General features: G+C 59.2%; 20 protein-coding genes. 2 read left to right on the forward strand and 18 right to left on the reverse strand.

Annotation, left to right across the window (positions count from 1 at the left end; all coding sequences use genetic code 11):
• Positions 1 to 4: 4 nt before the first annotated feature.
• From priA to OZX75_RS04875, 15 genes are all read right to left on the reverse strand, one after another.
• The gene (gene priA / locus OZX75_RS04805; RefSeq protein ID WP_277145547.1) at positions 5 to 727 is read right to left on the reverse strand and encodes a bifunctional 1-(5-phosphoribosyl)-5-((5-phosphoribosylamino)methylideneamino)imidazole-4-carboxamide isomerase/phosphoribosylanthranilate isomerase PriA; all 723 of its coding nucleotides are present in this window, start codon (positions 725 to 727) and stop codon (positions 5 to 7) included.
• Between the two features lie 164 nt (positions 728 to 891).
• Complete coding sequence (hisH, locus tag OZX75_RS04810; RefSeq protein ID WP_277145548.1) at positions 892 to 1,590, reverse strand: imidazole glycerol phosphate synthase subunit HisH; 699 nt, start codon at positions 1,588 to 1,590, stop codon at positions 892 to 894.
• Positions 1,591 to 1,853: 263 nt separating this feature from the next.
• Positions 1,854 to 2,600 carry a hypothetical protein gene (locus tag OZX75_RS04815; protein WP_277145549.1) on the reverse strand — a complete coding sequence of 249 codons (747 nt, stop codon included), beginning with the start codon at positions 2,598 to 2,600 and terminating at the stop codon, positions 1,854 to 1,856.
• Positions 2,600 to 3,202 (reverse strand): imidazoleglycerol-phosphate dehydratase HisB, encoded by a 603-nt coding sequence (gene hisB / locus OZX75_RS04820; RefSeq protein ID WP_277145550.1) that lies wholly within the window; start codon positions 3,200 to 3,202, stop codon positions 2,600 to 2,602. The genes OZX75_RS04815 and hisB overlap by 1 nt, the downstream gene beginning before the upstream one ends.
• Positions 3,203 to 3,369: 167 nt before the next feature.
• The gene (locus tag OZX75_RS04825; RefSeq protein ID WP_277145551.1) at positions 3,370 to 4,533 is read right to left on the reverse strand and encodes a histidinol-phosphate transaminase; all 1,164 of its coding nucleotides are present in this window, start codon (positions 4,531 to 4,533) and stop codon (positions 3,370 to 3,372) included.
• Between the two features lie 215 nt (positions 4,534 to 4,748).
• The gene (gene hisD, locus OZX75_RS04830; RefSeq protein WP_277145552.1) at positions 4,749 to 6,146 is read right to left on the reverse strand and encodes a histidinol dehydrogenase; all 1,398 of its coding nucleotides are present in this window, start codon (positions 6,144 to 6,146) and stop codon (positions 4,749 to 4,751) included.
• 83 nt (positions 6,147 to 6,229) lie between these two features.
• Entirely contained in the window at positions 6,230 to 9,793 is a 3,564-nt protein-coding gene (gene dnaE, locus OZX75_RS04835) for a DNA polymerase III subunit alpha (protein ID WP_277145553.1), read from the reverse strand.
• A gap of 96 nt (positions 9,794 to 9,889) precedes the next feature.
• Entirely contained in the window at positions 9,890 to 10,813 is a 924-nt protein-coding gene (locus OZX75_RS04840) for an RluA family pseudouridine synthase (protein WP_277145554.1), read from the reverse strand.
• Complete coding sequence (locus OZX75_RS04845) at positions 10,810 to 11,385, reverse strand: signal peptidase II (protein WP_277145555.1); 576 nt, start codon at positions 11,383 to 11,385, stop codon at positions 10,810 to 10,812. Before OZX75_RS04845 ends, OZX75_RS04840 begins: the two co-directional genes overlap by 4 nt.
• Positions 11,386 to 11,398: 13 nt before the next feature.
• A complete protein-coding gene (locus OZX75_RS04850; protein WP_277145556.1) occupies positions 11,399 to 12,670 on the reverse strand; it encodes a DivIVA domain-containing protein in 1,272 nt (423 codons plus the stop codon).
• 94 nt (positions 12,671 to 12,764) lie between these two features.
• The gene (locus tag OZX75_RS04855; protein ID WP_277145557.1) at positions 12,765 to 13,043 is read right to left on the reverse strand and encodes a YggT family protein; all 279 of its coding nucleotides are present in this window, start codon (positions 13,041 to 13,043) and stop codon (positions 12,765 to 12,767) included.
• 6 nt (positions 13,044 to 13,049) lie between these two features.
• Entirely contained in the window at positions 13,050 to 13,535 is a 486-nt protein-coding gene (locus tag OZX75_RS04860) for a cell division protein SepF (protein WP_277145558.1), read from the reverse strand.
• Positions 13,536 to 13,556: 21 nt separating this feature from the next.
• The gene (gene ftsZ, locus OZX75_RS04865) at positions 13,557 to 14,738 is read right to left on the reverse strand and encodes a cell division protein FtsZ (protein ID WP_277147416.1); all 1,182 of its coding nucleotides are present in this window, start codon (positions 14,736 to 14,738) and stop codon (positions 13,557 to 13,559) included.
• 259 nt (positions 14,739 to 14,997) lie between these two features.
• Positions 14,998 to 16,221 (reverse strand): tRNA dihydrouridine synthase DusB, encoded by a 1,224-nt coding sequence (dusB, locus tag OZX75_RS04870; protein ID WP_277147418.1) that lies wholly within the window; start codon positions 16,219 to 16,221, stop codon positions 14,998 to 15,000.
• Between the two features lie 86 nt (positions 16,222 to 16,307).
• A complete protein-coding gene (locus tag OZX75_RS04875) occupies positions 16,308 to 17,828 on the reverse strand; it encodes a glycine--tRNA ligase (RefSeq protein WP_277145559.1) in 1,521 nt (506 codons plus the stop codon).
• 137 nt (positions 17,829 to 17,965) lie between these two features.
• Between OZX75_RS04875 and OZX75_RS04880 the strand changes: the two genes are divergently transcribed.
• Entirely contained in the window at positions 17,966 to 18,373 is a 408-nt protein-coding gene (locus OZX75_RS04880; RefSeq protein WP_277147421.1) for a thiamine-binding protein, read from the forward strand.
• 88 nt (positions 18,374 to 18,461) lie between these two features.
• Positions 18,462 to 19,511, forward strand: coding sequence for a LacI family DNA-binding transcriptional regulator (locus OZX75_RS04885; protein WP_277145560.1), 1,050 nt, complete (start codon positions 18,462 to 18,464; stop codon positions 19,509 to 19,511).
• A gap of 176 nt (positions 19,512 to 19,687) precedes the next feature.
• Here OZX75_RS04885 and OZX75_RS04890 read toward each other — a convergent pair whose 3' ends face one another.
• From OZX75_RS04890 to OZX75_RS04900, 3 genes are all read right to left on the reverse strand, one after another.
• Entirely contained in the window at positions 19,688 to 20,488 is an 801-nt protein-coding gene (locus OZX75_RS04890) for an isoprenyl transferase (protein WP_277145561.1), read from the reverse strand.
• A 2-nt stretch (positions 20,489 to 20,490) separates the two neighbouring features.
• Positions 20,491 to 21,213: a DNA repair protein RecO gene (recO, locus tag OZX75_RS04895; protein WP_277145562.1), complete on the reverse strand. Its 723-nt coding sequence runs from the start codon at positions 21,211 to 21,213 to the stop codon at positions 20,491 to 20,493.
• Positions 21,214 to 21,343: 130 nt separating this feature from the next.
• On the reverse strand, positions 21,344 to 23,059 hold the full coding sequence (locus OZX75_RS04900; RefSeq protein ID WP_277145563.1) for an alpha/beta hydrolase family protein: 1,716 nt from the start codon (positions 23,057 to 23,059) through the stop codon (positions 21,344 to 21,346).
• Positions 23,060 to 23,099: the final 40 nt, after the last annotated feature.

Consider the following 23,099-nt stretch of genomic DNA (forward strand, 5'->3'; position numbering starts at 1 on the left):
ACGATCAACCAACGGCCGCCAAGGCCTCCTTGAGCGTGAAGGCATGGACGTAGAGGGATTTGCCGAGGATCGCGGCATCGACGCCGACGCTTCCCAGTTGAGCGACAGCACGGATGTCATCCAGGCTTGAAATGCCGCCGGAAGCGGTGACATGGGCCGGCGTGCGTTCGGCGACCTCACGCAACAGATCGAGGTTCGGACCATCCATCATGCCGTCGTGGGCAACGTCCGTGACCACATAACGCCGGCAACCGGCACGATCGAGCATGGCCATGGTCTCGAAAAGGTCGCCGCCTTTGCTCACCCAACCGCGACCGGCCAGGGTATGGCCTTTGACGTCGAGGCTGATGGCCACTTTGCCACCGTATTGTTCGATGACCCTGGCCGTCCACTCCGGGTTTTCCAGCGCGGCGGTGCCGATGTTGACGCGTGAGGCGCCGGCTGCGAAGACGGCTTCAAGACTTGCGTCGTCGCGGATGCCGCCGCTCATTTCGATATGGACCTTGCCGCCCAGTTTCTCGCCGATCTCTCGCAGTTTCGAGCGGTTGTCACCGGTGCCGAACGCGGCGTCCAGATCGACCAGATGAATCCAGTTTGCGCCCTCGTCGAACCATGCCTGAGCCGCCTGAAACGGGCTGCCATAATCGGTTTCGGAACCTGACTCGCCTTGACGCAGACGCACGGCCTTGCCACCTCGGACATCAACGGCCGGAAGCAATGTCAGCATATTGTTCTCCTCGCTTTCAGTGGCGATTTCTTTCGACCACCGGTTAATAAGTAATACAGAATGTCAAAACACAACCGTTCGGAACATCGTCTGCAGCACCTCTGATGAGCCTTTAATCCATACCTTCTGCCAACCGTAGACCACGATTCCGCAACGTTTGAGGTTCAGAGCGTCGCCGCCCAGTTCTTCAGCAATTGCGCCCCGGCCTCCCCCGACTTCTCGGGATGGAACTGGGTGGCCGAAAGCGGACCGCGCTCGTAGGACGCCACGAAACGGCTGCGTCCGTAATCGCAGAATCCCACCTTTTGTGTACTCGCCTCGTCGATGGACGATTGTACGTGGCCGTGATAGCCGTCACTTCCCAATGTCACGGCATTCGCCGTCGCCACAGGACGCGCGGGAATGGACGCACTCATCGAAGCGTAGGAATGCACGAAATAGAAGCGTTGGTCGCCAAGCCCGTCGAGAATCACCGAATCCTGCGGCGCGCTGATCGTGTCCCAACCCATATGCGGCACCACGTCCGCGTCGAGAAGATCCACGCTGCCGTCAATGATTCCAAGACCCTGCGCTTTCGTTCCGCCTTCAGTGCCCTGCGCGAACATGATCTGCAGACCGACACACACCCCCAGCACCGGCCGTCCAGCCTTGAGACGCTCGACAATGATCCGGTCGCCACCGACGGCCTTGAGACCATCCATGCACGCGGCGAAAGCGCCGACACCGGGCACCACCAACCCGTCGGCCTCCAATGCCTGGCGGCGGTTGCTGGTCAAGGTCGGCTCAAGGCCGATATGGGCCAACGCGCGCATCATCGAGCGCACGTTGCCGAAGCCGTAATCGAACACCACCACTGCGGTCATGTCATTCCCCGTTTCTTTTTACATATCTGAATAGTTCCAGTATCGTCCGAATTTCCGCAATTCATCGCAATTATTCACCATGCGATATAGGAAGTCTATTCAGATAACGCGAAACGGGGTATGCAGCAGCGGGCTCGAACCCATTCGGTTCCCGTCACGAAACCTCATGTCTTGTTTTCGGCTTTGCGGCAAAGCTCCCGTCCATGCGCTGCCACACCGCCACCTTAACGCCAATCGCCATCGCGCACCCGCGCAGACCGCGTTTACTGAATGCTCGGTTTGCCGCGCCCACGCGAACGCGTATGGTCGGCAATCACCCCCAAGGCCTTTTTACGGTCGAAATCAGCGGTCGCCACAATGTGTTCACCTTGCTCTTTGAGCCCCGAAACATCGGTGATGCCGAGCATCAGATCCTCGACGCACCTCGGAGTGGTGGTGAACAGCACCGGAGGCGCGAACTGCTGGCCCGGTTCCCCTCCCATATACAGGGTGGAAACGAGCTTGTCCGCACGATTGACCGAAAGCACGGCCGGCATACCGTTGACCACGCTCGTCAGATCTCGCGCAGCGCTTTCAGGGGCGTCGCCGTCAAGATTGTGCAGCACGGCGACGGCACCGTTTTCGTCGGCCATGCAATCGGCGGAGATATCGGCGATCTGGCAGAACGCGGCGAGCAGATCCGCCGAAATCAGTCTGGTGATCAGTATGGCGACCTTGGCGCGATTTCCGATAAGCCCTTCGAGCTCTTCGTCGAAATCCATCTTGTCCAGTTCGTCGGTGATCTTGCGATCGGCCTGTTCGGAAGCGTCGTCTGAGCCGTTCGAGCCGAAATCCGCCGGTTCGTCCTTGCCGACGTTCTTGCCGTCAGGGTCGTCCGCGAATTCCTTCTCGAAGCCGGCCAGTGCCGCTTCAAGCTCTTCATCGCTGAACAGCCCGCCGTTCTCACCATCGGAATCGGCCGAATCATCGACACCGTCGTTTCGCTTGTCGTCATCGCGAGATTCGCTCATCACAGCGCCCCTTTCGTGCTGGGAATGATGCCGGCGATTCGCGGGTCCGGCTCACAGGCGAACCGCAGCGCGCGGGCCAACGCCTTGAACTCGGCTTCGGCGATATGATGCGGGTCGCGGCCGGCGAGCACCTGCATATGCAGGCACAGGTCGGCGTGAAAGGCGATGGATTCCATGACGTGACGGACCAAGGAGCCGGTGAAATGCCCGCCGATCATCGCATATTCGAAGCCGGCCGGTTCCCCGGTACAGACGGCGTACGGACGGCCGGAGATGTCGACCACGGCGCGGGCGAGCGCCTCGTCAAGCGGCACGGTGGCATCGGCGAATCTGCGGATACCACGTTTGTCACCCAGCGCCTGCTTCAGCGCCTCGCCGAAGACAATGGCCGTGTCCTCGACGGTATGGTGCACGTCGATGTCGGTGTCGCCGCTTGCCCGGATTTTCAGGTCGATCAGCGAATGTTTGCCGAGCGCGGTCATCATGTGGTTATAGAAAGGCACCGAAGTCTCGATGTCGGTTTTGCCGGTGCCGTCAAGATTCAGGCTCAGCTCCACCTTGGATTCGCTGGTCTCGCGCACTATCGTCGCCGTTCTTGCCATATCCGCTCCTTTGTCGCCGTTCACATTTCCATATCCATACCATCATAATTCATCGCGGAGCCAAGCGAGATCGTTCAGTATATACATAACGTAAGTATTACAAAAGCAATGGATTCGCGAGCACGGCAGAGACGACTGGCAAACGTAAGAGAAGACTACGATAACCGCTACTCGTTTTCGAGCTGTGCCAGCACTTGTGTCAGCGCCTCGCGGAAACGCGCCATCTCCTCGTCGGTGCCCATGCACACGCGCAGCCAGCCGTCGGGGCCGACCACACGAATCAGCACGCCGCGCTTCAGCAGTTCGTCGAAAATGCGGTCACGGTCTTCAAAAGAGCCACCGAACAGCACGAAGTTGGACTGCGAATCCGCCACCTGAATCGGCTTGCCGTGCCAAGTCTGCGTCTTCAGCCATGCGGCAGTAGCCTCGCGGGTCTTGCGAAGATGCTCGACCTGGCTCAACTGCTCGTCGGTGTGTTTCAACGCGGCGAGCGCCGTGGCCTGGGTGACGGCGGAAAGGTGGTACGGCATGCGCACGATGCGCACGCAATCGATGATGCCGGGTGCGGCGGCGAGATAGCCCACACGAGCGCCGGCGAAAGCGAAGGCCTTGCTCATGGTGCGGCTCACCGCAAGGTTCGGGTAACGAGCCAGCAGTTCAAGCGCACTCGGCGTGCCGGGAGTACGGAACTCGATATAGGCTTCGTCCACTACGACTACCGGATGCACACCTGGTGCTGCACCGTCCACTTCAGCGTTCTGTGCGGCTTTGAGCACGGCCTCAAGCTGGTCACTCGGCAGGATGGTGCCGGTCGGGTTGTTCGGGCTGGTCAGCAGTATGATCGACGGCTGCTCGCGTTCCATCGCCGCGAGCAAAGTTTCAAGGTTGAGCGAGAAATCGGGGTTGCGATCAACCGTGATCCAACGCGTGAACGTGTCGCGCGCATATTCGGGGTACATCGAATAGGTGGGGTCCGCGCCCAACGCCTTGCGACCCGGCCCGCCGAAGGCCTGGAAGAGCTGAAGCATGATCTCGTTGCTGCCGTTGGCGCCCCACAGCTGCTCGACGCCGAGCTTCACACCCGACTCGCGTTCGAGATAATCCGCAAAGGCCTGACGCAGCGCGTTATGCTCGCGGTCGGGATAACGGTTCAATGTCGGAGCGATCCTGCGGACGTCCTCGGCGATTTCATCGACCACCGCCGGCGCAGGCTGGTACGGGTTTTCGTTGACGTTCAGGCACACCGGTACGTCGAGCTGCGGCGCACCATACGGCACCTCCCCGATGAGGTCATTGCGCAGCGGCAGATCCTGCGGAATCGTATCGCTCATAATCTGTTCCTCTTCCTTCGCCTTGCGGCGACGCATATAACTTTCATACCGGCAATACGTATTCCGGCGAATCTACTATTCATAATCTCGGAAAATCAACCTTTTTAAGAATTCAATTGCATGGAATCACAAGTCGGTTTTCATCCTAAACTTGAAGCGGCTTTGCCGAAACCGAGAACGGAACAGCAAAGCCGCTAAAACGAAACCAGTTATGGCTACTTACGCAGACCGGCCTTGCGTTCCTGTTCCTTCAAGGTGGCCTTGTCGTAAGGATCGTCGACGAAACGGCTCAGCACGCACTCGCCGTGGGCGGGCAGGTCTTCGGAGACGGCGAAGGCGTTGATGAGCGACGCCAGCGGCTTCAAGCCCTGCTCGTCGTATTCGATGACTTCGACCGGCTTCATGAAGGTGTGCACCCCCAGGCCGCAGGCGAAGCGGGCGGTACCGCCGGTGGGCAGCACGTGGTTGGAGCCGGACATGTAATCGCCCAGCGGGACCGGCGAATACGGTCCGCGGAAGATGGCGCCGGCATTCTTGATGCGAGGCACGACCTCGTCCGGATTCTCGGTCTGGATCTCCAAGTGCTCGGCGGCGTAGGCGTTGGCGGCGGCGACGGACTGGTCCAAGCCGTCGGTGAGGATGATGCCGGACTGGCGACCGGTCAGCGACGTCGCGACCCGCTCGTGCGACATGGTGCGCGGCACGCGGTAATCCAGGCTTTCCTGGGTCTTCTTGGCGAGTTCCTCGCTGTCGGTGATCAACACGGAACCGGCGAGCTCGTCGTGCTCGGCCTGGCCGATCAGGTCGGCGGCCACCCAGCTCGGGTTGGCAGTCTTGTCCGCGAGAATCGCGATTTCCGTAGGCCCGGCGACCGCGTCGATGCCGACGATGCCGGAGACCATGGATTTGGCCGTGGCCACGAAGATGTTGCCCGGACCGGTAATCTTGTCGACCGGTTCGCAGAGCACCTCGCCGTCTTGCGGCTCGGAACCGTTGGCGCCATAAGCGAACATGGCGACGGCCTGTGCCCCGCCGACCGCATAGACCTCGTCGACGCCGAGGATGGCGCAAGTGGCGAGGATGGTCTTGTTCGGCAGACCGTCGTTGTCGGCGCTCGGCGGCGTGGCGATGGCCAACGACGAGACGCCCGCGACCTGAGCCGGCACGGCGTTCATGATCACGGAAGTGGGATAGACCGCCTTGCCCCCCGGCACATAGAGGCCCACACGCTCAACCGGGATCCAGCGTTCGGCGACACGTGCGCCTTCAGCCAGATCGGTATAAAAATCTTTCGGCACCTGAGAAGCGCAGACCTTGCGGATACGGCGCACCGATTCCTCGATGGCGGCGCGGACCTCCGGATCCAGCTCCTTCAACGCGCTTTGCATCGCCTCTACGGGCACACGCAGATGGTGCGGGCGAATGTGATCGAATTTCTCCTCGAAATCGCGCAAGGCCGCAGCTCCACGGGCCTTGACATCATCGAGAATAGGGCGCACAGCGCTGCTGGCTTCGTTCGTGCCCATTTCGGCACGAGGCATGGCCTCCAGCATTTGCGCGCGGGTGAGGCGCTTAGAGCGCAGATCGATAATTCGCATGGTATTATTTTCCATACTTTCTTATCATATTCTGAACAACCTCTCGGTATGAGACCCAACTCACATTCTGAGATTGACTGTCCATCGAGCATTTGTGCTTATGCTGCAGGCAGGCACTTGGGGCCGAAAAGAATCTTGATTTCGGCGAACAGCGACGTGTCGCGTTTGACGCGGAAACGGTCACCGAACGTGAGCACCTGGGCGTTCCCGGCAGAATCCATGATAGCCAGTTTCACCTCGCAGACTCCGGGATGCTTGGTGAGTATCTGGCCCAGATGCATGACATGCGACCGGTTCAGCGCGGTCTGTGGCAACGTGAGCACCAACGGTCGCTCGTCTTCGTCCACCAGGTTCGGCACTTCCATTTCGTTGGCCCGCATGCTCACCGTCTCGTCGCGCAGTTCGACCTGCCCGCGAATCTGCACCACCTCGTCGACGGCCATCGATTCGGCGGCCGACGTGTAGGCGCGCCCGAAGAACATGCATTGGATGGAACTCTCCATGTCTTCGATGGTGACAATGGCCCACGGATTGCCCTTCTTGGAGACACGACGGTCGACGGAGGTGATGAGACCGGCGATGGTGACCTGTTGCCGGTCGTCCATGTTTTTGGCGCTGTTGAGCAGCTGGGCGATGGACATGTCGCGCAGGCTGTTGAGCACGGAAGCCATGCCGGAAAGCGGATGGTCGGAGACGTAGAGGCCCAGCATCTCGCGCTCGAAGTTCAGTTTGGTCTTCTTGTCCCATTCCTCGATATCAGGAACGGTGACCTGGGCGTCGCCCATCGCGTCTTCGCCGGACCCATCGCCGTCGTCACCGAGGTCGGCGAAGAGGTCGAACTGTCCCTCGGCTTCCTTGCGCTTGAGGCTGATGACGGAATCGATGGCGGTCTCGTGAATCTGGAACAGCGCGCGGCGGTTCGGGTCGATGGAATCGAAGGCACCCGCCTTGATCAGCGATTCGATGCACCTCTTGTTGAGCGAATCGAGCGGAACCCTGCGAATGAAGTCCATAAAGTTGACATACTTGCCACGCTTGCTTTCACGCTCGGTGATGATGCCGTCAACCGCCTTGTCGCCGACGTTGCGGATCGCGCCCAAGCCGAAGCGGATGATGTCGCCGACAGGGGCGTATTCGAGACGGGATTCGTTGACGTCCGGCGGCAGCACCTTGATGCCCATGCGCCGCGCCTCGCCGAGGTAGAGCGCGGTCTTGTCCTTGTTGCTGCGTTCGTTCTGCAGCAACGCAGCCATGAATTCCACCGGATAGTGGGTCTTCAGGTAGGCGGTCCAGTAGGAGATCAGCCCGTAGGCGGCGGAATGCGCCTTGTTGAACGCGTAGCCCGCGAACGGCACGAAGATGTCCCAGACGTCCTGTGCAGCCTTGCGCGAGTAGCCGTGTTCCTTCATGCCCTCGAAGAACGGCACCTGTTCCTTGGCCAGCACCTCGGGCTTCTTCTTGCCCATCGCTCGCCTCAGCACATCTGCTCGGCCCAGCGAGTAACCGGCGAGTATTCGCGCCGCAGACTGCACCTGTTCCTGATAGACGATCAGGCCGTAGGTCTCGTCGAGCACGGGGGCGAGCGCCTCGGCCACCTCGTCGTTGATCGGGGTGATGGGCTGCAGGCCGTTCTTGCGCTTGGCATAGTTGTTGTGCGAGTCCACATCCATCGGGCCCGGGCGATACAGCGCGATAAGTGCCGAAATATCGTTGAAGTTGTCGGGCTTGAGGCTTTTGAGCAGCGCTCGCATGCCGTCGCCATCGAGCTGGAAGACGCCGAGGGTGTCGCCTCGGGTCAACAAGTCGTAGGTCGGCCTGTCGTCCAGCGGAATCTTGGTGTAGTCGATGGACTGCTTGCCGTTGAGCTCGATGTTTTTCAAGGTGTCGCGGATGACCGTCAAGTTGGAGAGGCCGAGGAAGTCGTTCTTGACCAGCCCCAGCGTTTCGCAGGTGTGGTATTCGAAGGTTGTGGTCACCGTGCCGTCGGTACGTTCCAGCAGCGGCGAGGTGTCGGTGATCGGCGTGGCCGACATGATGGTGGCGCAGGCGTGCACACCGGTCTGGCGGATCAGCCCTTCGATGCCCTTGGCCTCCTCGGTGATGCGCTTGGCGTCCGGGTCGGAGTCGTAGAGCTCGCGGAACTCGCGCGCCTCGGCGTATTTCTTGCTGGTCGGGTCGAACATCTCCTTCAGGCTGGCGTCCTTGCCGTTCTTGCTCGGCGGCAGCGCCTTGACGATGCGGTCGCCCACGGAGAACTCGTAGCCCATGATGCGGGCGGAATCCTTCAAGGCCTGCTTGGTCTTGATGGTGCCGTAGATGACGCACTGCGCCACTTTGTCGTGCCCGTATTTGTCGGCCACGTAATCGAGCACCTTCTGACGGCCTTCGGGGTCGAAATCGATATCGATATCGGGCAGGGAGACGCGTTCCGGGTTGAGGAATCGTTCGAAGATCAGGCCGTGCTTCAGCGGGTCGAGTTCGGTGATGCCCATCGCGTAGGCCACCATCGAGCCTGCGGCGGAGCCACGGCCGGGCCCGACCATCACGCCGTGGGTCTTGGCCCAGTTGATGTAGTCGGCGACGACGAGAAAGTAGCCGCAGAACTGCATCTGGCAGATCACGCCGCACTCGTAGTCGGCCTGGCGACGCACGTTGTCCGGCACATTGCCGTCGTAACGCTTCTCAAGGCCGGCCTGCACGTCATGCAGGAACAGGGAGGTCTCGTCCCAGCCGTCCGGGCAGTCGAACAGCGGCATGAACGCGCCGTCCTCGTGGTCGTCGAACATGACGTTGCAACGTTCGGCCACTTCCAACGTGTTGTCGCAGGCCTCGGGCAGGTCTTTGAAGAGCGCTCTCATCTCTTCGGCGGACTTGATGTAGTAGCCGGAACCGTCGAATTTGAAGCGGTTCGGATCGTCCAGGTGCGAGCCGGAGTTGATGCAGAGCATCGCGTCCTGCGAGCCTCGGTCGGCCTCGTGGACGTAGTGGGAATCGTTGGTGGCGATGATGGGAGCGCCGAGATCCTTGGCGATCTTGAGCAAGTCCTTGGAGACGCGTTTCTCGATCTCGAGATTGTGGTCCATCAGTTCGATATAGAAATTATCACGCCCGAAGATATCCTGCAGCTGGTGCGCGGCACGCAAGGCCTCTTGGTACTGCCCCAAGCGCAGGCGGGTCTGGATGATGCCGGACGGGCAGCCCGAGGTGCCGATAACGCCTTTGTGATACGTTTCGAGCACGTCGTAATCCATACGGGGCCATTTGCCGACGCGGCCTTCCAGATTGGCCACGGACGAGGCCTTCATCAGGTTGACCAAGCCTTCGTCGTTTTCGGCCCAGAGGGTCATATGGGTGATGAAGCCGCCGCCGGAGACGTCGTCGCTGCGTTGGGCTTCGGTGCCCCAGTGCACACGGGTCTTGTCGGTACGGGAGGTCTCGGGGGTCACATAGGCTTCGATGCCGATAATCGGCTTGATACCGGCGCTTACCGCGTTGCTCCACATTTCGTAGGCGCCGTGCATATTGCCGTGGTCGGTGATGCCGATGGCCGGCATTTCGAGTTCTTTGGCACGGTTGATCAGATCAGGAATCTTGGACGCACCATCGAGCAACGAATAATGCGTATGGTTATGCAACTGAACGAAATTTCCCGAATTGGCCATAGTCTCCACGATACCGAATCGACCAGACCCTGGTACTTTTCCGAACGCTGAAATTCTGGAATTGGCAGTACCGCCGTCGCGGGATGAACCACCAGGTCAGAGGGAAAGCCTGTCCTCGCGCACGACACTCAACGCATGCGCCAGATCGGCAGGATAACGAGATTGCACAACAGTGTGAAGATGGGTACGGGGATGTTTGAACTCCAGACGCATCGCATGCAGCCACTGGCGGGTCAAGCCCAGACGTTGCGCGAATACGGGGTTGGCACCGTACATCGGGTCGCCTACCAGCGGATGGCCGATGGACGAGAAATGCACCCGAATCTGATGGGTGCGGCCCGTCTCGAGATTGACGCTCACCAGCGTCGCCTCGTTGAAACGCTCCAACACGTCGAAATGCGTGATCGCCCTTTTGCCGAGCGGCGTAACGGTGAAACGGAAATCCGAGACTTTGGCCCGTCCGATGGGCGCCTCGATGGTCGCCTTGTCGTTGGTGAGGTTGCCCTGCGCCAAGGCATGATAGATTTTGGTCACTTCATGATGGGCGAATTGACGACGCATCTGAAGGTACGCCAAATCCGATTTGCAAACCAGCATCAATCCGCTGGTACCGACATCGAGTCTGCTGACGATGCCATGCCTGCCGGGAGCCCCCATGGAAGTGATATGCACTCCACGGGCCAGAAGACTGCCCAACACCGTCGGTCCCGTCCAACCTGCAGAGGCGTGGGCCGCGACGCCGACCGGCTTGTCCACCACCACGATATCGTCGTCCTCATAGACGACGGCCATGCCTTCCGCCAACGGTTCAGGCTCGGGATCCTGCTCGACGATATCGAATTCGACGGTATCGCCACTAGCGAGCGTCCCGGATTTCGAAATACGTCTTTGTAAGACAGAAACCTCGCCAGCCTCGATAAGCTCAACGGCCTTGGACCGCGAGACGCCAAGCATTTTGGCGACGGCAACATCGAATCGCTTGCCGATCAAAGCATCCGGGGCGGGGACCAGTCGACTCATCGGCCGTCCGCTCCCCCGTTTTCGACACTGTCTACCGGCTTTTCATTACTTTTCCGGTCAGCTTCGATACCTTTGAGGTCTTTCACACTGAACGGAACGCTCATCAACAGCAGGATTACGATAAGCACCGCTGCGATTCCGAGTTCTATATCCGCCACGTTGCCGACCGACCAGCCGTAGTTCAGGAAGTCCACCACGGAACCATTGAGGAATCCGTGGGCAAAGACAACACGATCGATGAGATTGCCGAAAGCCCCGGCGAACGCCAACGTCAACGCAGCTGTCCACCCAAGTGAGACTGTAGTCAAGGCCAGATATACCAGCACTACGCAAGCGACCAACGCTAGGCAGGAAATGAGCCAAGTGACCGACGAACCCATCCCGAGCGAAGCCCCGGGATTGTGCACCAACGTCAAGCCCAACAGGTTCGGGATAACGACGATGGTCCTGCCGTCGGCCAGTGCGGTTTGCGCCCACAATTTGGTCAGACGGTCGAGCAACAGCGCCACAACCGCAACGATAACGAAAACGGCCACACGATCGCGCGGCCGTTTAGGGGATACATTCTTCATATCGATGGCCGAATCAGTCCTTGGACTCTTCCATCTTGTTGTATGTATTCGTATCGCTAACCTGGGAGACAAGCTGCCCCAGGAACTCGGTCAGACGGGTACGATACTCGGTCTCGAATTGCTTGAGGCTTTGGATATTCGATTCGATGACCTTGGACTGAGAGGCGAGGTTGTCGCGCACCTGCTGAGCATAGGTCTCGGCAGCGGCGCGAGTCTTCTGATCGTATTCGCCGGCACGACGCTGAACCTCGGCCTCGTAGGTATCGGCCGAAGAATGCTTCTGCGTGGAATAATCGTCGGCAGCGGTGCGGGTCTTTTGCGCGTAGGCATCGGCTTCCGAGCGCGTCTGCTTCGAATAGTCCTCAGCCTTGCTGCGAGTCTGCTTGGCGTACTCGTCGGATTCGTTGCGGGTGCGGGTCGAATAGTCGTTGGCCTTGTTGACCAGATCGTTGTACTTGGTCTGGCTGGCGTCCGTAATCTCTTTGGCCTTCGCCTTGCCCTTGTCGACGTACTGATCGTGCAGCTGCATGGCGAGCGTCAACATGGCGGTCGCACGCTCGGGCTCGCTGGAAGCACCGGCCGCGGCCCCTGCGATCTTCTGGAGGCTGCCGGTCTCGGTGTTCGGCTCAATCTTGGAGACCTGGGCACGCAGCTGATTCTCGCGTTGCTTGGATTCCTCAAGCTGACGGGAAAGATCCTGCAGTTGCTTGGCCTGCTGACTTGCATTGGAGAGTTGCTTCTTGGCCTGCTCCAACTCACGAGAAAGCTTCTCGTTGCCGTTGCGGAATTCATCGCGCTCGTGCTGAACCGCGACAAGCTGGTTGTCGATGTCCTTCTTGCCTGCGGCCTGTGCCGCCTGGGCAGTGAGTTGATCGATCTGCGAATTCAAACGGTCAACCTGATCCTTCAGCTGCTTGTTCTGCTCGGCAAGTGCCCTGTTGCTTTCCTCGGCCTCGGCAAGCTTGGAGGCGTCCACGCTTGCGTTGGGATGATTGGCGGTGCTCTGTTGCTGGCTCGCCGCCGTCTTCAGGGTCTGGTTCTCGCGGCTCAGGGCCTGGACCTGGCTGGTCAGATCGGAAATCTTGGAATTGAGCTTGCTGACATCCGGACCCAACGACTGCGTCGACTGGCCGTTGCCGTTCGCCATAGCTTGCTTGCCGAGAGCTTCGACGGTCTCGGTCACCTGATCGAGGAAGTCGTCGACCTCTTCGACATCGTATCCTTCTTTAAAACGTACAGTTTGGAAGGCATGTTCCCTGATATCTTTCGGCGTTAACAGTGCCATATACTTTTACACCTCACTTTGGGCATAATGCCTCTGATTTTTACTCTTGAATACATGCTACACCATGCAGTATACCCTCACACCGGAAAGATACTCAGATGATGAATTCCACCACGGCCAGAATGAACCACAAAACCATCGGTGTGACGTCCAATCCCCCATTGCCCATCCGAATGACGGGAATGTAGCGACGCAACCAGCGCAACGGCGGATCGGTCAGCACATAAAACACATTGACGATCGCCCCCATCACTCGCCCGGGACGCCAACGCGGCATCAACACGAACACCCAGTCGATCAGCACCCTGATAAAGAGCACCGTCTCATAAACGCCGATAAGCCACTTGAGCAGATAAAGGAAGGTAAAGAGCATAAAACCTCAGAACAAATCATCTTCGGATTCATCGGACGACTGGTCCACCTTGATGTTGACCTGGGCCGGGCTCAACAGGAAGACCCTGGGCGTGACACGCTCCAGCGACCCGCGGACCCCGAAGACCACGCCGGCCGAAAAATCCACGATTCGGTATGCAACGGCTTCCGAGACGCCGGTGAGGTTCAGAACCACCGGAATGCCGTCACGGATGGCACGGCCGACCTTTTGGGCCTCGTCATAGGTCTTGGGATGAATAGTGGTGATGCGGTTGATACGACCTGCCGGGAAAGGCTTGGCGGTTCGCGCCGAGGAAGCACTGTCCTGAGTGCGTGTAGCGGGAGTCGCTTGTGGCGTAATAGGCGTCACGGTAGTGTCCGAATCGAAATCAGAGGATACGGCATCTTCGGTTTCCTGCGTTTCGTCGTCATCGTCATCAACGACGTCAGCCATACCGAGATATGACATCGCCTTTTTCATGTATCCAGCCATAACAATCCTTTCGTCTACTCTTTAGCGCAGGAAATCGGGGATATCGAGATCGCCGGGATCGTCGGGCGAGGACGATTCATCCGGATCATCATACAAATCGGTCTCCGGGGTATGCGCGACGGTCGGAGTGTCCAAATCGGGCACATGACGCACCAGAGGAGTCTGCGATTCGGCTTCATAGGTGTGGGCGGCAGGCTCCGCCGACTTTGAAACCGTATCGAGGCTCTCGGCGTCCTTCTTGCCTTCGGCGTCAAAGCCCGCCGCGATGACGGTGACACGGACCTCGTCGCCATAGGCGTCGTCCAGGGCGAGGCCCCAGATGATCTGCGCTTCCGGATGGATGGCCTTGCGCACCAATTCGGTGGCGTCGCTGGCTTCCTGCAGCTTCAGGTCGGTCGGGCCGGCGATATTGATGAGCGCACCGTGCGCGCCCTCGATGCTCTCTTCAAGCAACGGGGAGCTGATGGCGATCTCGGCGGCCTGGGTGGCGCGATCCTCGCCACGTGCGGAGCCGATGCCGAAGAGCGCGGTGCCCGCGCCACGCAGGATGGCGGTGACGTCGGAGAAGTCGACATGGATGTAGGAGTTCATCGTGATGAGGTCGGTGATGCCCTGCACGCCGGCCAGCAGCGCGGTATCGGCGGTCTTGAAGGCGTCGACGATGCCGATGGTCTTGTCGGAAAGCTCCAGGAGGCGGTCGTTGGGAATGACGATGAGCGCGTCGACTTCCTTGCGCAGGTTCTCGATGCCGAGCTTTGCCGAAGCCGCACGCTGCGGACCCTCGAAAGCAAACGGACGAGTGACCACCGCGATGGTCAAAGCACCCTGCTGATGCGCCGCACGCGCGACGATGGGGCTTGCACCGGTACCGGTGCCACCACCCTCACCACAGGTGACGAAGACCATGTCGGCGCCCTTCAACGCCTCTTCGATATCCGACTGGTGATCCTGCGCAGCCTTGGCGCCCTTTTCCGGGTCAGCCCCGGCTCCCAGCCCACGGCTGGAATGGTCGCTCAGGGAAATCTTGACATCCGCGTCGCTGCGGAGCAGATCTTTCGCGTCGGTATTAATCGCTACAAATTCAACGTTCTGCAAGCCTTCGGCAATCATTCGATTGACGGCGTTGCCACCGGCGCCACCGACTCCGACCACCTTGATGCTCGTCTTATCGTTGAAATTGTCATTCTGGGCAATCTCGCTCACCATAGTCTCCTGTCACTTCACGGTTATGCCTATTACTCTATCGCAGAACACGCCTAAATTAAGACTATTTCCCGGGGTGTACCACATGTTTTTCCAATTTTTTATTAGACACCAAAAATATCCGACTGACGCGTTGGAGGCGGAAATATACAATGCTCAGGCACCCTCCAGGCCGGTAGGCCAAGCTTTACGCCTGATCATCGCATATTCCCGCCTCCAACACTCAACAAGATAAACCGGAACTAGTCACTAATCCTAATCAGTAGCTGGCGTCCATCGGGTCGTCACCGAAAAGCCGCTCGCGCTCTTCGTGGGTGGTGGTGCGCGAATCGAACCAGCCGTACGGGACGTGGACCTTTTTCGCGTAGCGAACACGGCCGCGGGGCTTGTCGGTGACGCGCTCGGGATAGGTAATGGATGGATCAAGTCTGTCCATGACGGCTTTGACATCATCCAATGTCTCGGATTCCATGAATTCGCGACGCGTGGATCCACCGACCGGGAATCCCTTCAGATACCAAGCGATGTGCTTGCGCAGATCGTGCACGGCCATCGTCTCGTCACCGTCGTAGAAGCGCAGCAACAGCTGGGCGTGTGTCATGATGATCTGGCACAGGCCCCCGAGAGTCGGGCTGAAACGCTCGCTGGAACCGGCAAAGGCGTGCTTGATGTCGGAGAAGATCCACGGGCGGCCCTGGCAGCCACGGCCGATGGCGACGCCGGCACAACCCGTCTGCCGCACCATCTCCAGCGCGTCCTCGGCGCCCCAGATGTCACCGTTGCCGAACACCGGAACGTCAACGGCGTCCACGAGTTCGGCGATGCGGCTCCAGTCGGAATGGCCGCCATAGTATTCGGCGGTCGTACGCGCATGCAGCGTCACGGCAGCGCACCCCTCATCCTCGGCGATACGCGCCGCATCAAGGAACGTGGTGTGGTCCGCGTCGATGCCGACACGGATTTTGGCAGTCACCGGAATGTTTGCGTCGCGGCACACTTCGACCACCCGATGGATGAGCTCGCGGAACAGGTCCGTCTTCCATGGCAGCGCCGAGCCACCACCACGCTTGGTGACCTTGGGCACCGGGCAACCGAAATTGAGGTCGACATGGTCGGCCAAGTCGCCATCAACCACCATGCGAGCGGCCTGCGCGGTGATATTGGGGTCAACGCCGTAAAGCTGCAGCGAGCGAATCTTTTCGGTCGGCGCGAAGCGGCACAGTCGCAGCGCCTTGGGATTACGGGCCACCAGCGCGCGAGCGGTGACCATTTCGGCGACATAGAGCCCGTCAGGTCCGTAGGCGCGGCAAATCGAGCGGAACGGCCAGTTGGTCACACCCGCCATAGGCGAGAGCACCACCGGCGTCTCGACATGAATGGGCCCCAAATCGACCGGTGCGATCTTCGGCAGCGGCTTGCCGTCGGCGTCCGCCTCGTATTCGCCGGCTGCGGCACTGGTCTCGCTCGGATCGAGCCCGGGCAGCGCCTTGAGCGCCTCGTCCCAGCCCTCATCAAAGTGCTGCCGAGCCTCCGAATAATCCACTTTCTTCAGCCATTCCTCAAAGTTCTTCAGTAGAGGCCTCCTGCTTCGGCGATCTTCACCGGGGCGGACTCGTCGATGCCGGATTCCTTGGCGAAGTCGACGCCTCCATCGGCAGCGGTGTTGCCGACGATCGAAGCCGGGCCTTCGGGATAGCGCACGCGCTTCTCACCGATGCGGTCGGCGACGTACTGGGCCACATTGTCGAGGTCGACACGCTCCTGTTTCATGGAGTCGCGCTCACGGATGGTCACTGCGTGATCGTCGGCCGTGTCGAAGTCGACGGTGATGCACAGCGGGGTGCCGATCTCGTCCTGACGACGGTAGCGGCGGCCGATGGCGCCGGCCTCGTCATAGTCGATCATCCAGTCGTGCTGGCGCAGTTCGGCGGCCAGATCGTGGGCGATGCCCTGCAGCGGCGCCTTCTTGCTCAGCGGGAAGACGGCGGCCTTGACCGGGGAAAGGCGCGGGTCGAGACGCAGCACGGTACGGCGGTCGACGCCGCCCTTGGTGTTCGGTGCCTCGTCGACGGCGTAGGCATCCACCAGGAAGGCCATGAGCGAACGGGTCAGACCCGCGGCCGGCTCGATGACGTAGGGGATGTACTTCTTGCCGCTGGCCTGATCGAAGAAGGCCAGATCCTCGCCGGAATGCTCCTGATGCGCGGAAAGATCGAAGTCGGTGCGGTTGGCCACGCCTTCGAGCTCGCCCCAGTCGCTACCCTTGAAGCCGAACTTGTATTCGATGTCGACGGTGCGCTTGGAATAGTGCGCGAGCTTCTCCTTTGGATGCTCGTAATGACGCAGGTTCTCGGGGTTGATCCCCAAGTCGGTGTACCAGCGGGTGCGGGTGTCGATCCAGTACTGGTGCCACTCCTCGTCGGTGCCGGGCTCGACGAAGAACTCCATCTCCATCTGCTCGAATTCGCGGGTTCGGAAGATGAAGTTGCCGGGAGTGATCTCGTTACGGAAGGACTTGCCCATATTGGCGATGCCGAACGGCGGCTTGCTGCGCGAGGAGGTCATCACGTTCTTGAAGTCGACGAAGATACCCTGAGCGGTCTCCGGGCGCAGATAATGCAGCGAGTTCTCATCATCGACCGGGCCCAGGTGGGTGCGCAGCATCATATTGAAGTCGCGCGGTTCCGTCCACTGGCCGCGGGTGCCGCAGTCGGGGCAGACGATGGATTTCAGGCCGTCTTCCGGCATCTTGTCACCGTGCTTCTCGGCGTAGGACTCCTGCAACTTGTCGGCACGCTGGCGCTTATGGCAGTTGAGGCACTCGATCAGCGGGTCGTTGAAGACCTTGACATGGCCGGAAGCCTCCCAGACCGCCGAGGGCAGGATGATGGAGGTGTCGACGCCGACGACATCGCCACGGGTGACCACCATCGAACGCCACCATTCGCGCTTGATATTGTCCTTCAGCGCGACACCGAGTGGGCCGTAATCCCATGCGGAACGTGTGCCGCCGTAAATCTCCCCCGCAGGGAACACGAAACCACGACGCTTGGCCAGCGATACGACTTCATCAAGTTTGGATTGAGCCACGACACACCTTCCGATTATCGGCTTTAATCAGCCGTTCCATGACATTTGCTTGTGTGCCTACTTTATCGACATAGCGTGACACCTCCACCCAACCGCGGCAACCAGCAATGCCAAGCCTTGAAGGTAGCATGCTGTTGATGATTCAAAGAGATCAAAAGGAGATCAATATGAGTGAAAACCCCGACCGCAACGCCGTAAAACAAAGCGTTCCCCTCGACCCGGAAACCGGCAAACCCTACATCAATACAGTGGCGGCGGTGGCCATCGCCCCCAGCGGGACAGGCTCGGAGCTGAGCGAATACGTGGCGCAATCCGTCGATGTGATCCGCCAGTCAGGCCTGCCGAATGAGACCAACGCGATGTTCACCAACATCGAAGGCGATCTTGACGACGTACTCAAAACGGTGCGGGACGCCACCATGGTGTTGGCAGCCCAGGGCTATCGCACTGGCGTCACACTTAAACTCGACATACGTCCCGGTTTTTCCGGACAAATCAAAGAGAAACAGCAACTTGTTGACGACATTCTAAGTCAAACGAAATAAACCGCCAATTTCCAATGAAATGAGCATGAGTTTCAAATACTAGTCATTGCGTTTTACTTAGTCCGTAAATGGGTATAGATTAAAAAGCATGATGACTATGAAAGACGTGGCGGAGAAGGCCGGAGTTTCGATCTCCACTGTCTCCTTGGTACTCAACAACAGAGATGCCGGGCGCGTAAAAACGCAAATCGCCGCAAAGGTGCGCGAGATAGCCGACGAACTCGGTTATAAGCCGAACCCGATGGCGCGCAGCTTGCGTACCAGCAAAACCAGTATTTTGGGGTTTGTCGCCGAGGATATCTATCACATCCCCTACACTGCACAGACCCTGCAGGGTGCACAGGATGCGGCCAGCCATTACGGCTATATCATCCTCTTTGTGGATACGGACGGCTCAAGCAGCCAGACGGATCAGATTTCCGTCCTTCAACGCTATGGAATGGATGGATTCCTCTATTCTAAGCCGTCGAGCCAAGTCACCGAAGTTCCCGAAGATCTCGTCCATTCGCCGCTTGTTCTGATTTCCACCAATACCGTTGATAACCGCTTCCCCATCGTCGAACCCGACGAATTCGCCATCGGCTACGACGCCACCAAGAAACTTATCGACTCCGGAGCCCAAAAAATCGCCTATATCGGCAATGCGGCACCGACCATCGCCCAAGCTACCAGACTTGAAGGCTATCGCAGAGCCCTCCATGAAGCGAAGATTCCTTTCGACCAGAAAATGGTCGTCAATGTTTCTCAGGACGGTGACGCACTCGGCATGGTCTCCTCGCTTTTCGACGAAGTGGAACCCGACGCGTTCTTCTGCTACGACGATGCACGCGCCTGGTATATCTACGAATGCGCCGCACGCCGCGGTCTGACTGTTGGCAAGGATTTGTCGGTCATCGGCGTGGGCAACGACAGCAATATCGTTGACACCTTCACACCTAAACTGGCCTCGGTCGCCATGCCTTATTATGAAATGGGCTATTGGGCGGTCTGCAAGCTGGTATCGCTGATCGAGAAACGTTCGTTGGGAGACAATCCGTTCCCGGATAATCTCATCGATTTGCCACCGATCGATTCCGCCATTCCGGCATGCATCCATTGCCAGATCATCGGCGACGAATCGGTTGTCGGTAAGAAATAAGACAGCTCTATCTTTGATTTTGTGACGATGGGATATGACAATAAGATATGTAGATAGGTGATTGCTGCATTCGAGATCGTCAGATATCAGTGATGGTTCTTCCAAATCAATTCGGAAGAACCATCACTTTTTTGTGGCCTACCTTGCGCGGTTTTGTGCGCCGGTTGAGCGGCTCGTCACTTCGTCTTGGTCTTGACACCGCCGAAACGACGGTCGCGGTGAACGTAGTGGTCGATGGAACGCCACAGCGCCTTGCGTCCGTAGTCCGGGAAAAGTTCAGGTGCGAAATCGAGTTCCGCGTAGGCCGCTTCCCACGGCAGAAAGTTCGAGGTGCGCTGCTCGCCGGACGTGCGGATGACCAGGTCGCAATCGGGAATATCGGGGTTGTAAAGATGATCGGCAATCATCGATTCGGTGACGCGATCGCCGCTGATCTTGCCGTCTCGCACATCACGGGCGATGGCCGCCGCGGCGTCGGCGATTTCGGAACGGCCGCCGTAATTGATGCAGAAAACCACATCGATGGTGGAATTGTGCTTGGTCCGTTCCATGGCGACCTCAAGCTCGTCGATCACGGACTTCCAGAGCCTCGGCCGCCTGCCCGACCAGCGCACGCGCACGCCCCACTCATCCATCTGGGCGACGCGACGGTGGATGATGTCTCGGGAGAAGCCCATCAGGAAGCGCACTTCCTGCGGGCTACGCTTCCAGTTTTCCGTGGAGAAGGTATAGAGGCTCAGGTAACGCACGCCCGCCTCGATGGCGCCGGCGATGGTGTCGAATACGACCGGCTCGGCTGCCTGATGGCCGTGCGTGCGGGTCAGGCCGCGCTGCTGAGCCCAACGCCCGTTGCCGTCCATGATGACGCCGAGGTGACGGGGAACCTTGCCTTTCGGGAACGCCGGGATAATCGACGGGTCGGAAAAAGGAGCCGCCGGAACGTCAAGCGAGGTGTAGTCCACATGTTCAAAAGCCATACTTATGAATCTAGCAACTTCAGCGAGCGGATGGGTCGTTCGAGGTAATATTCACCCCATTCTTCAACAAATCGCCGAATTTCGGCCTTCAAAGGTGCACGATCAAGTACTTTCCAGTCCCCCTCGACAAGCGCCTCCATCTGTTCACGGCCGTCCAGATCAATGCGTTTCGAATCCGGGGTGTGGTCGGTGGAGCATAGTATCCCGCCGGAGGCCACGGAAAAGTAATCGAGGTCGTCACGCTTGCCGCAAACCGTACAGGACGAAAGGCGTGGGGTCCAACCGGCTTGGGCCAAAGCCCGCATGACATAGGAATCGCTGATGGCTTCGGCCGGATGGAGCGCACGTGCCAACGCCGCCAATGCAGCAATCAACAGCATGTATTGGCGTTGGGCCGGCTCGTGTTCTGTGGAGACGAGTTTGTCGGTCGTCTCGGCGATGACGTTGGCGGCGGTGTAGGCGTCGTAGTCCACACAAATGCGCGCGGCATAGGAGGAAATGGAAGCGGCCTGCGAGATGACGTCCAGCGAACGGCCTTCGGCGATGAGCAGATCGTCGCGCATGAACGGTTCCAGCCTCCCGCCGAACCGTGATTTGGTGCGTCTCACGCCTTTGGCGACGGCACGCACCTTGCCGTGGGTGCGGGTCAGCAAGGTGATAATGCGGTCGGCCTCGCCGAGTTTGACGGTTTTCAAGACCACGCCTTCATCGCGATACAGCGCCATCCGCCTCACCTCCCCGATTCACTTCACAGATTCATACTACGAGCACCGCTTGTCGCATGGACGAAACCACAATATCCGTCGACATTCATGTCCATCGAAATCAAGCCGATACGCAATCCGACATGTCTGATCAGAAAATGAACAGGCCCCAGAACGCAAAGAACAGCAGGACACTGAACATCGCCGCAGCGACCAGCCAGAAGAAGACACGGCCGAACCGTTTCGAGGCGAACACCGGCTCCCGGCCACTGACCACATCGCTGATCGCCCCTTTGCGCGGCGGGAATTGCGCCAGTCCGCGCACCTGTGCCACTTCGATGCAACGCGCCAGAATACGGGCCCAGGCCCAGACCACCAGCGTCGAAACCACCTGGATGACCGGCCAGCTCCAATACATCATGCCGGGGTTTTCGCTAGGCGCGCCGCCCCAGCCGAGCTTGACCACGGCCATGATGACCTGCCCAAGTCCCGCAGCGAACAGCACGAACGTCGCCAACGTCGTCACGGCAACGGCCAACAGCTCGCTGCCAAAGCCCCGCATGAAGCCGAACACCTTATTGTGATTACGATGAACCAGCCGCCAACCCTTCATCGCACAGCCGACCAGTGCCATGAGCAACGCCGCGGCAAGCAGAACCACCATGCCGACATTGACCATGGAACCGTAGACGGTGAGACTGCGATCCGCCTTCAGCTCCACCGGCACCGCAATGGATTGACGGATGGTGGTGCCGGCGACGAGCTCGCTCGTCTGCTTGAGGCCGGCGACGGTGCCCACGGCCCACGAGATGACGTCATTGATGTAATCATCCGCGAACGGGGTGCCGGTGTCTGCCTCGTCGCCAAGCCGCAGAACGTGGTTGGCCACAGCATAGCTGCGCACCGTCACGTTGCGGTTGCCGGCGCGATGGGCGGAATAGAGAATATGTTCCAAGCCCTCGACCTGCGCGGTCAGGACGTCTTTCGAGCCATAGACCACCATGGTCGGCACTGCGTAGGCCTCGCGCAGATCCATCGGGAAATCAAGGTTATGAAGCCCCATCATTTCGGTATCGGCGTGGAACAGCCTGCGCACGATTGATTGGTAGCCGTTATTGGCGCCGACCAGCGAGAAGTCCTGTCCGACGAAGAATCCCAAGGACTGTCGGGGGCCGTAGACCATGGGGCTCAAGAGGAGCTGGAAAGCGATGCGTTTGTCATATTTGATGACGTAGGGCGAAATCCATGTGCTTTCGGAAGTCGCGTAAAGACCGACCTTATCCGGGTCGACATTGCGCTGCGTACGCAGGTAGCGCACGACCTGGTCATAGGCCTTGGCGCTTGCCGGATAATCTCGGGTGATGTCGTTGGTCGACCAGACGGGCTTGTCCATCACGGCAGTGACGAACCCGGCCGATGAAAGGTCTGCGGCGGCGTCACCGAAGCTGTTTTCCGCGGTTCCATAGCCTGCACCGTGCATAAATACGACTCCGGGGTGCCTGACGTTCGTGCCTGCCGAATCCTTCGGTGCCCGAAGAAGAACATGGACATGCTGAACCTCACCGGTGGCAGGCCGCTTGACATCCAAAGTGACCGTACGCGAGGAAACCTTGAAACTGTCGCGATGCGCCAACGGCACATCTTGGGGATTATCGAACACAACACCGGTATTCGGCGAAAGAGTGGACACCGACTGGCCCGTCGGCTCCCTTTTCCACGGCACGCTGGTGAGATTGGAAACCGTGACAAGAATGCCCAAAAGCACGATAAAAATAGGGATGGTCACCAAAAGACGGCGACCAAGTCCCCACGACGTGTTGGATTGACTATCGGCTGGATCGGACAGTTCGTTTGGCACAGTGCTCATGATAAACGACCCATGACACGGCGTTCGCCTTGAGTGGATG

This window comes from Bifidobacterium sp. ESL0800 (assembly GCF_029395355.1).
Classification (GTDB): domain Bacteria; phylum Actinomycetota; class Actinomycetes; order Actinomycetales; family Bifidobacteriaceae; genus Bifidobacterium.

Bases quoted from the DNA above. Each gene is read 5' to 3' on its own strand.
- OZX75_RS04890 (WP_277145561.1), bottom strand. From the start codon at position 20,488: ATGGCTTTTGAACATGTGGACTACACCTCGCTTGACGTTCCGGCGGCT.
- hisD (WP_277145552.1), bottom strand. From the start codon at position 6,146: ATGGAAAATAATACCATGCGAATTATCGATCTGCGCTCTAAGCGCCTC.
- OZX75_RS04900 (WP_277145563.1), bottom strand. From the start codon at position 23,059: ATGAGCACTGTGCCAAACGAACTGTCCGATCCAGCCGATAGTCAATCC.
- OZX75_RS04880 (WP_277147421.1), top strand. From the start codon at position 17,966: ATGATTCAAAGAGATCAAAAGGAGATCAATATGAGTGAAAACCCCGAC.
- OZX75_RS04855 (WP_277145557.1), bottom strand. From the start codon at position 13,043: ATGCTCTTTACCTTCCTTTATCTGCTCAAGTGGCTTATCGGCGTTTAT.
- dnaE (WP_277145553.1), bottom strand. From the start codon at position 9,793: ATGGCCAATTCGGGAAATTTCGTTCAGTTGCATAACCATACGCATTAT.
- OZX75_RS04850 (WP_277145556.1), bottom strand. From the start codon at position 12,670: ATGGCACTGTTAACGCCGAAAGATATCAGGGAACATGCCTTCCAAACT.
- OZX75_RS04845 (WP_277145555.1), bottom strand. From the start codon at position 11,385: ATGAAGAATGTATCCCCTAAACGGCCGCGCGATCGTGTGGCCGTTTTC.
- OZX75_RS04825 (WP_277145551.1), bottom strand. From the start codon at position 4,533: ATGAGCGATACGATTCCGCAGGATCTGCCGCTGCGCAATGACCTCATC.
- OZX75_RS04860 (WP_277145558.1), bottom strand. From the start codon at position 13,535: ATGGCTGGATACATGAAAAAGGCGATGTCATATCTCGGTATGGCTGAC.
- OZX75_RS04840 (WP_277145554.1), bottom strand. From the start codon at position 10,813: ATGAGTCGACTGGTCCCCGCCCCGGATGCTTTGATCGGCAAGCGATTC.
- OZX75_RS04885 (WP_277145560.1), top strand. From the start codon at position 18,462: ATGATGACTATGAAAGACGTGGCGGAGAAGGCCGGAGTTTCGATCTCC.
- hisB (WP_277145550.1), bottom strand. From the start codon at position 3,202: ATGGCAAGAACGGCGACGATAGTGCGCGAGACCAGCGAATCCAAGGTG.
- priA (WP_277145547.1), bottom strand. From the start codon at position 727: ATGCTGACATTGCTTCCGGCCGTTGATGTCCGAGGTGGCAAGGCCGTG.
- hisH (WP_277145548.1), bottom strand. From the start codon at position 1,590: ATGACCGCAGTGGTGGTGTTCGATTACGGCTTCGGCAACGTGCGCTCG.
- recO (WP_277145562.1), bottom strand. From the start codon at position 21,213: ATGGCGCTGTATCGCGATGAAGGCGTGGTCTTGAAAACCGTCAAACTC.
- OZX75_RS04815 (WP_277145549.1), bottom strand. From the start codon at position 2,600: ATGAGCGAATCTCGCGATGACGACAAGCGAAACGACGGTGTCGATGAT.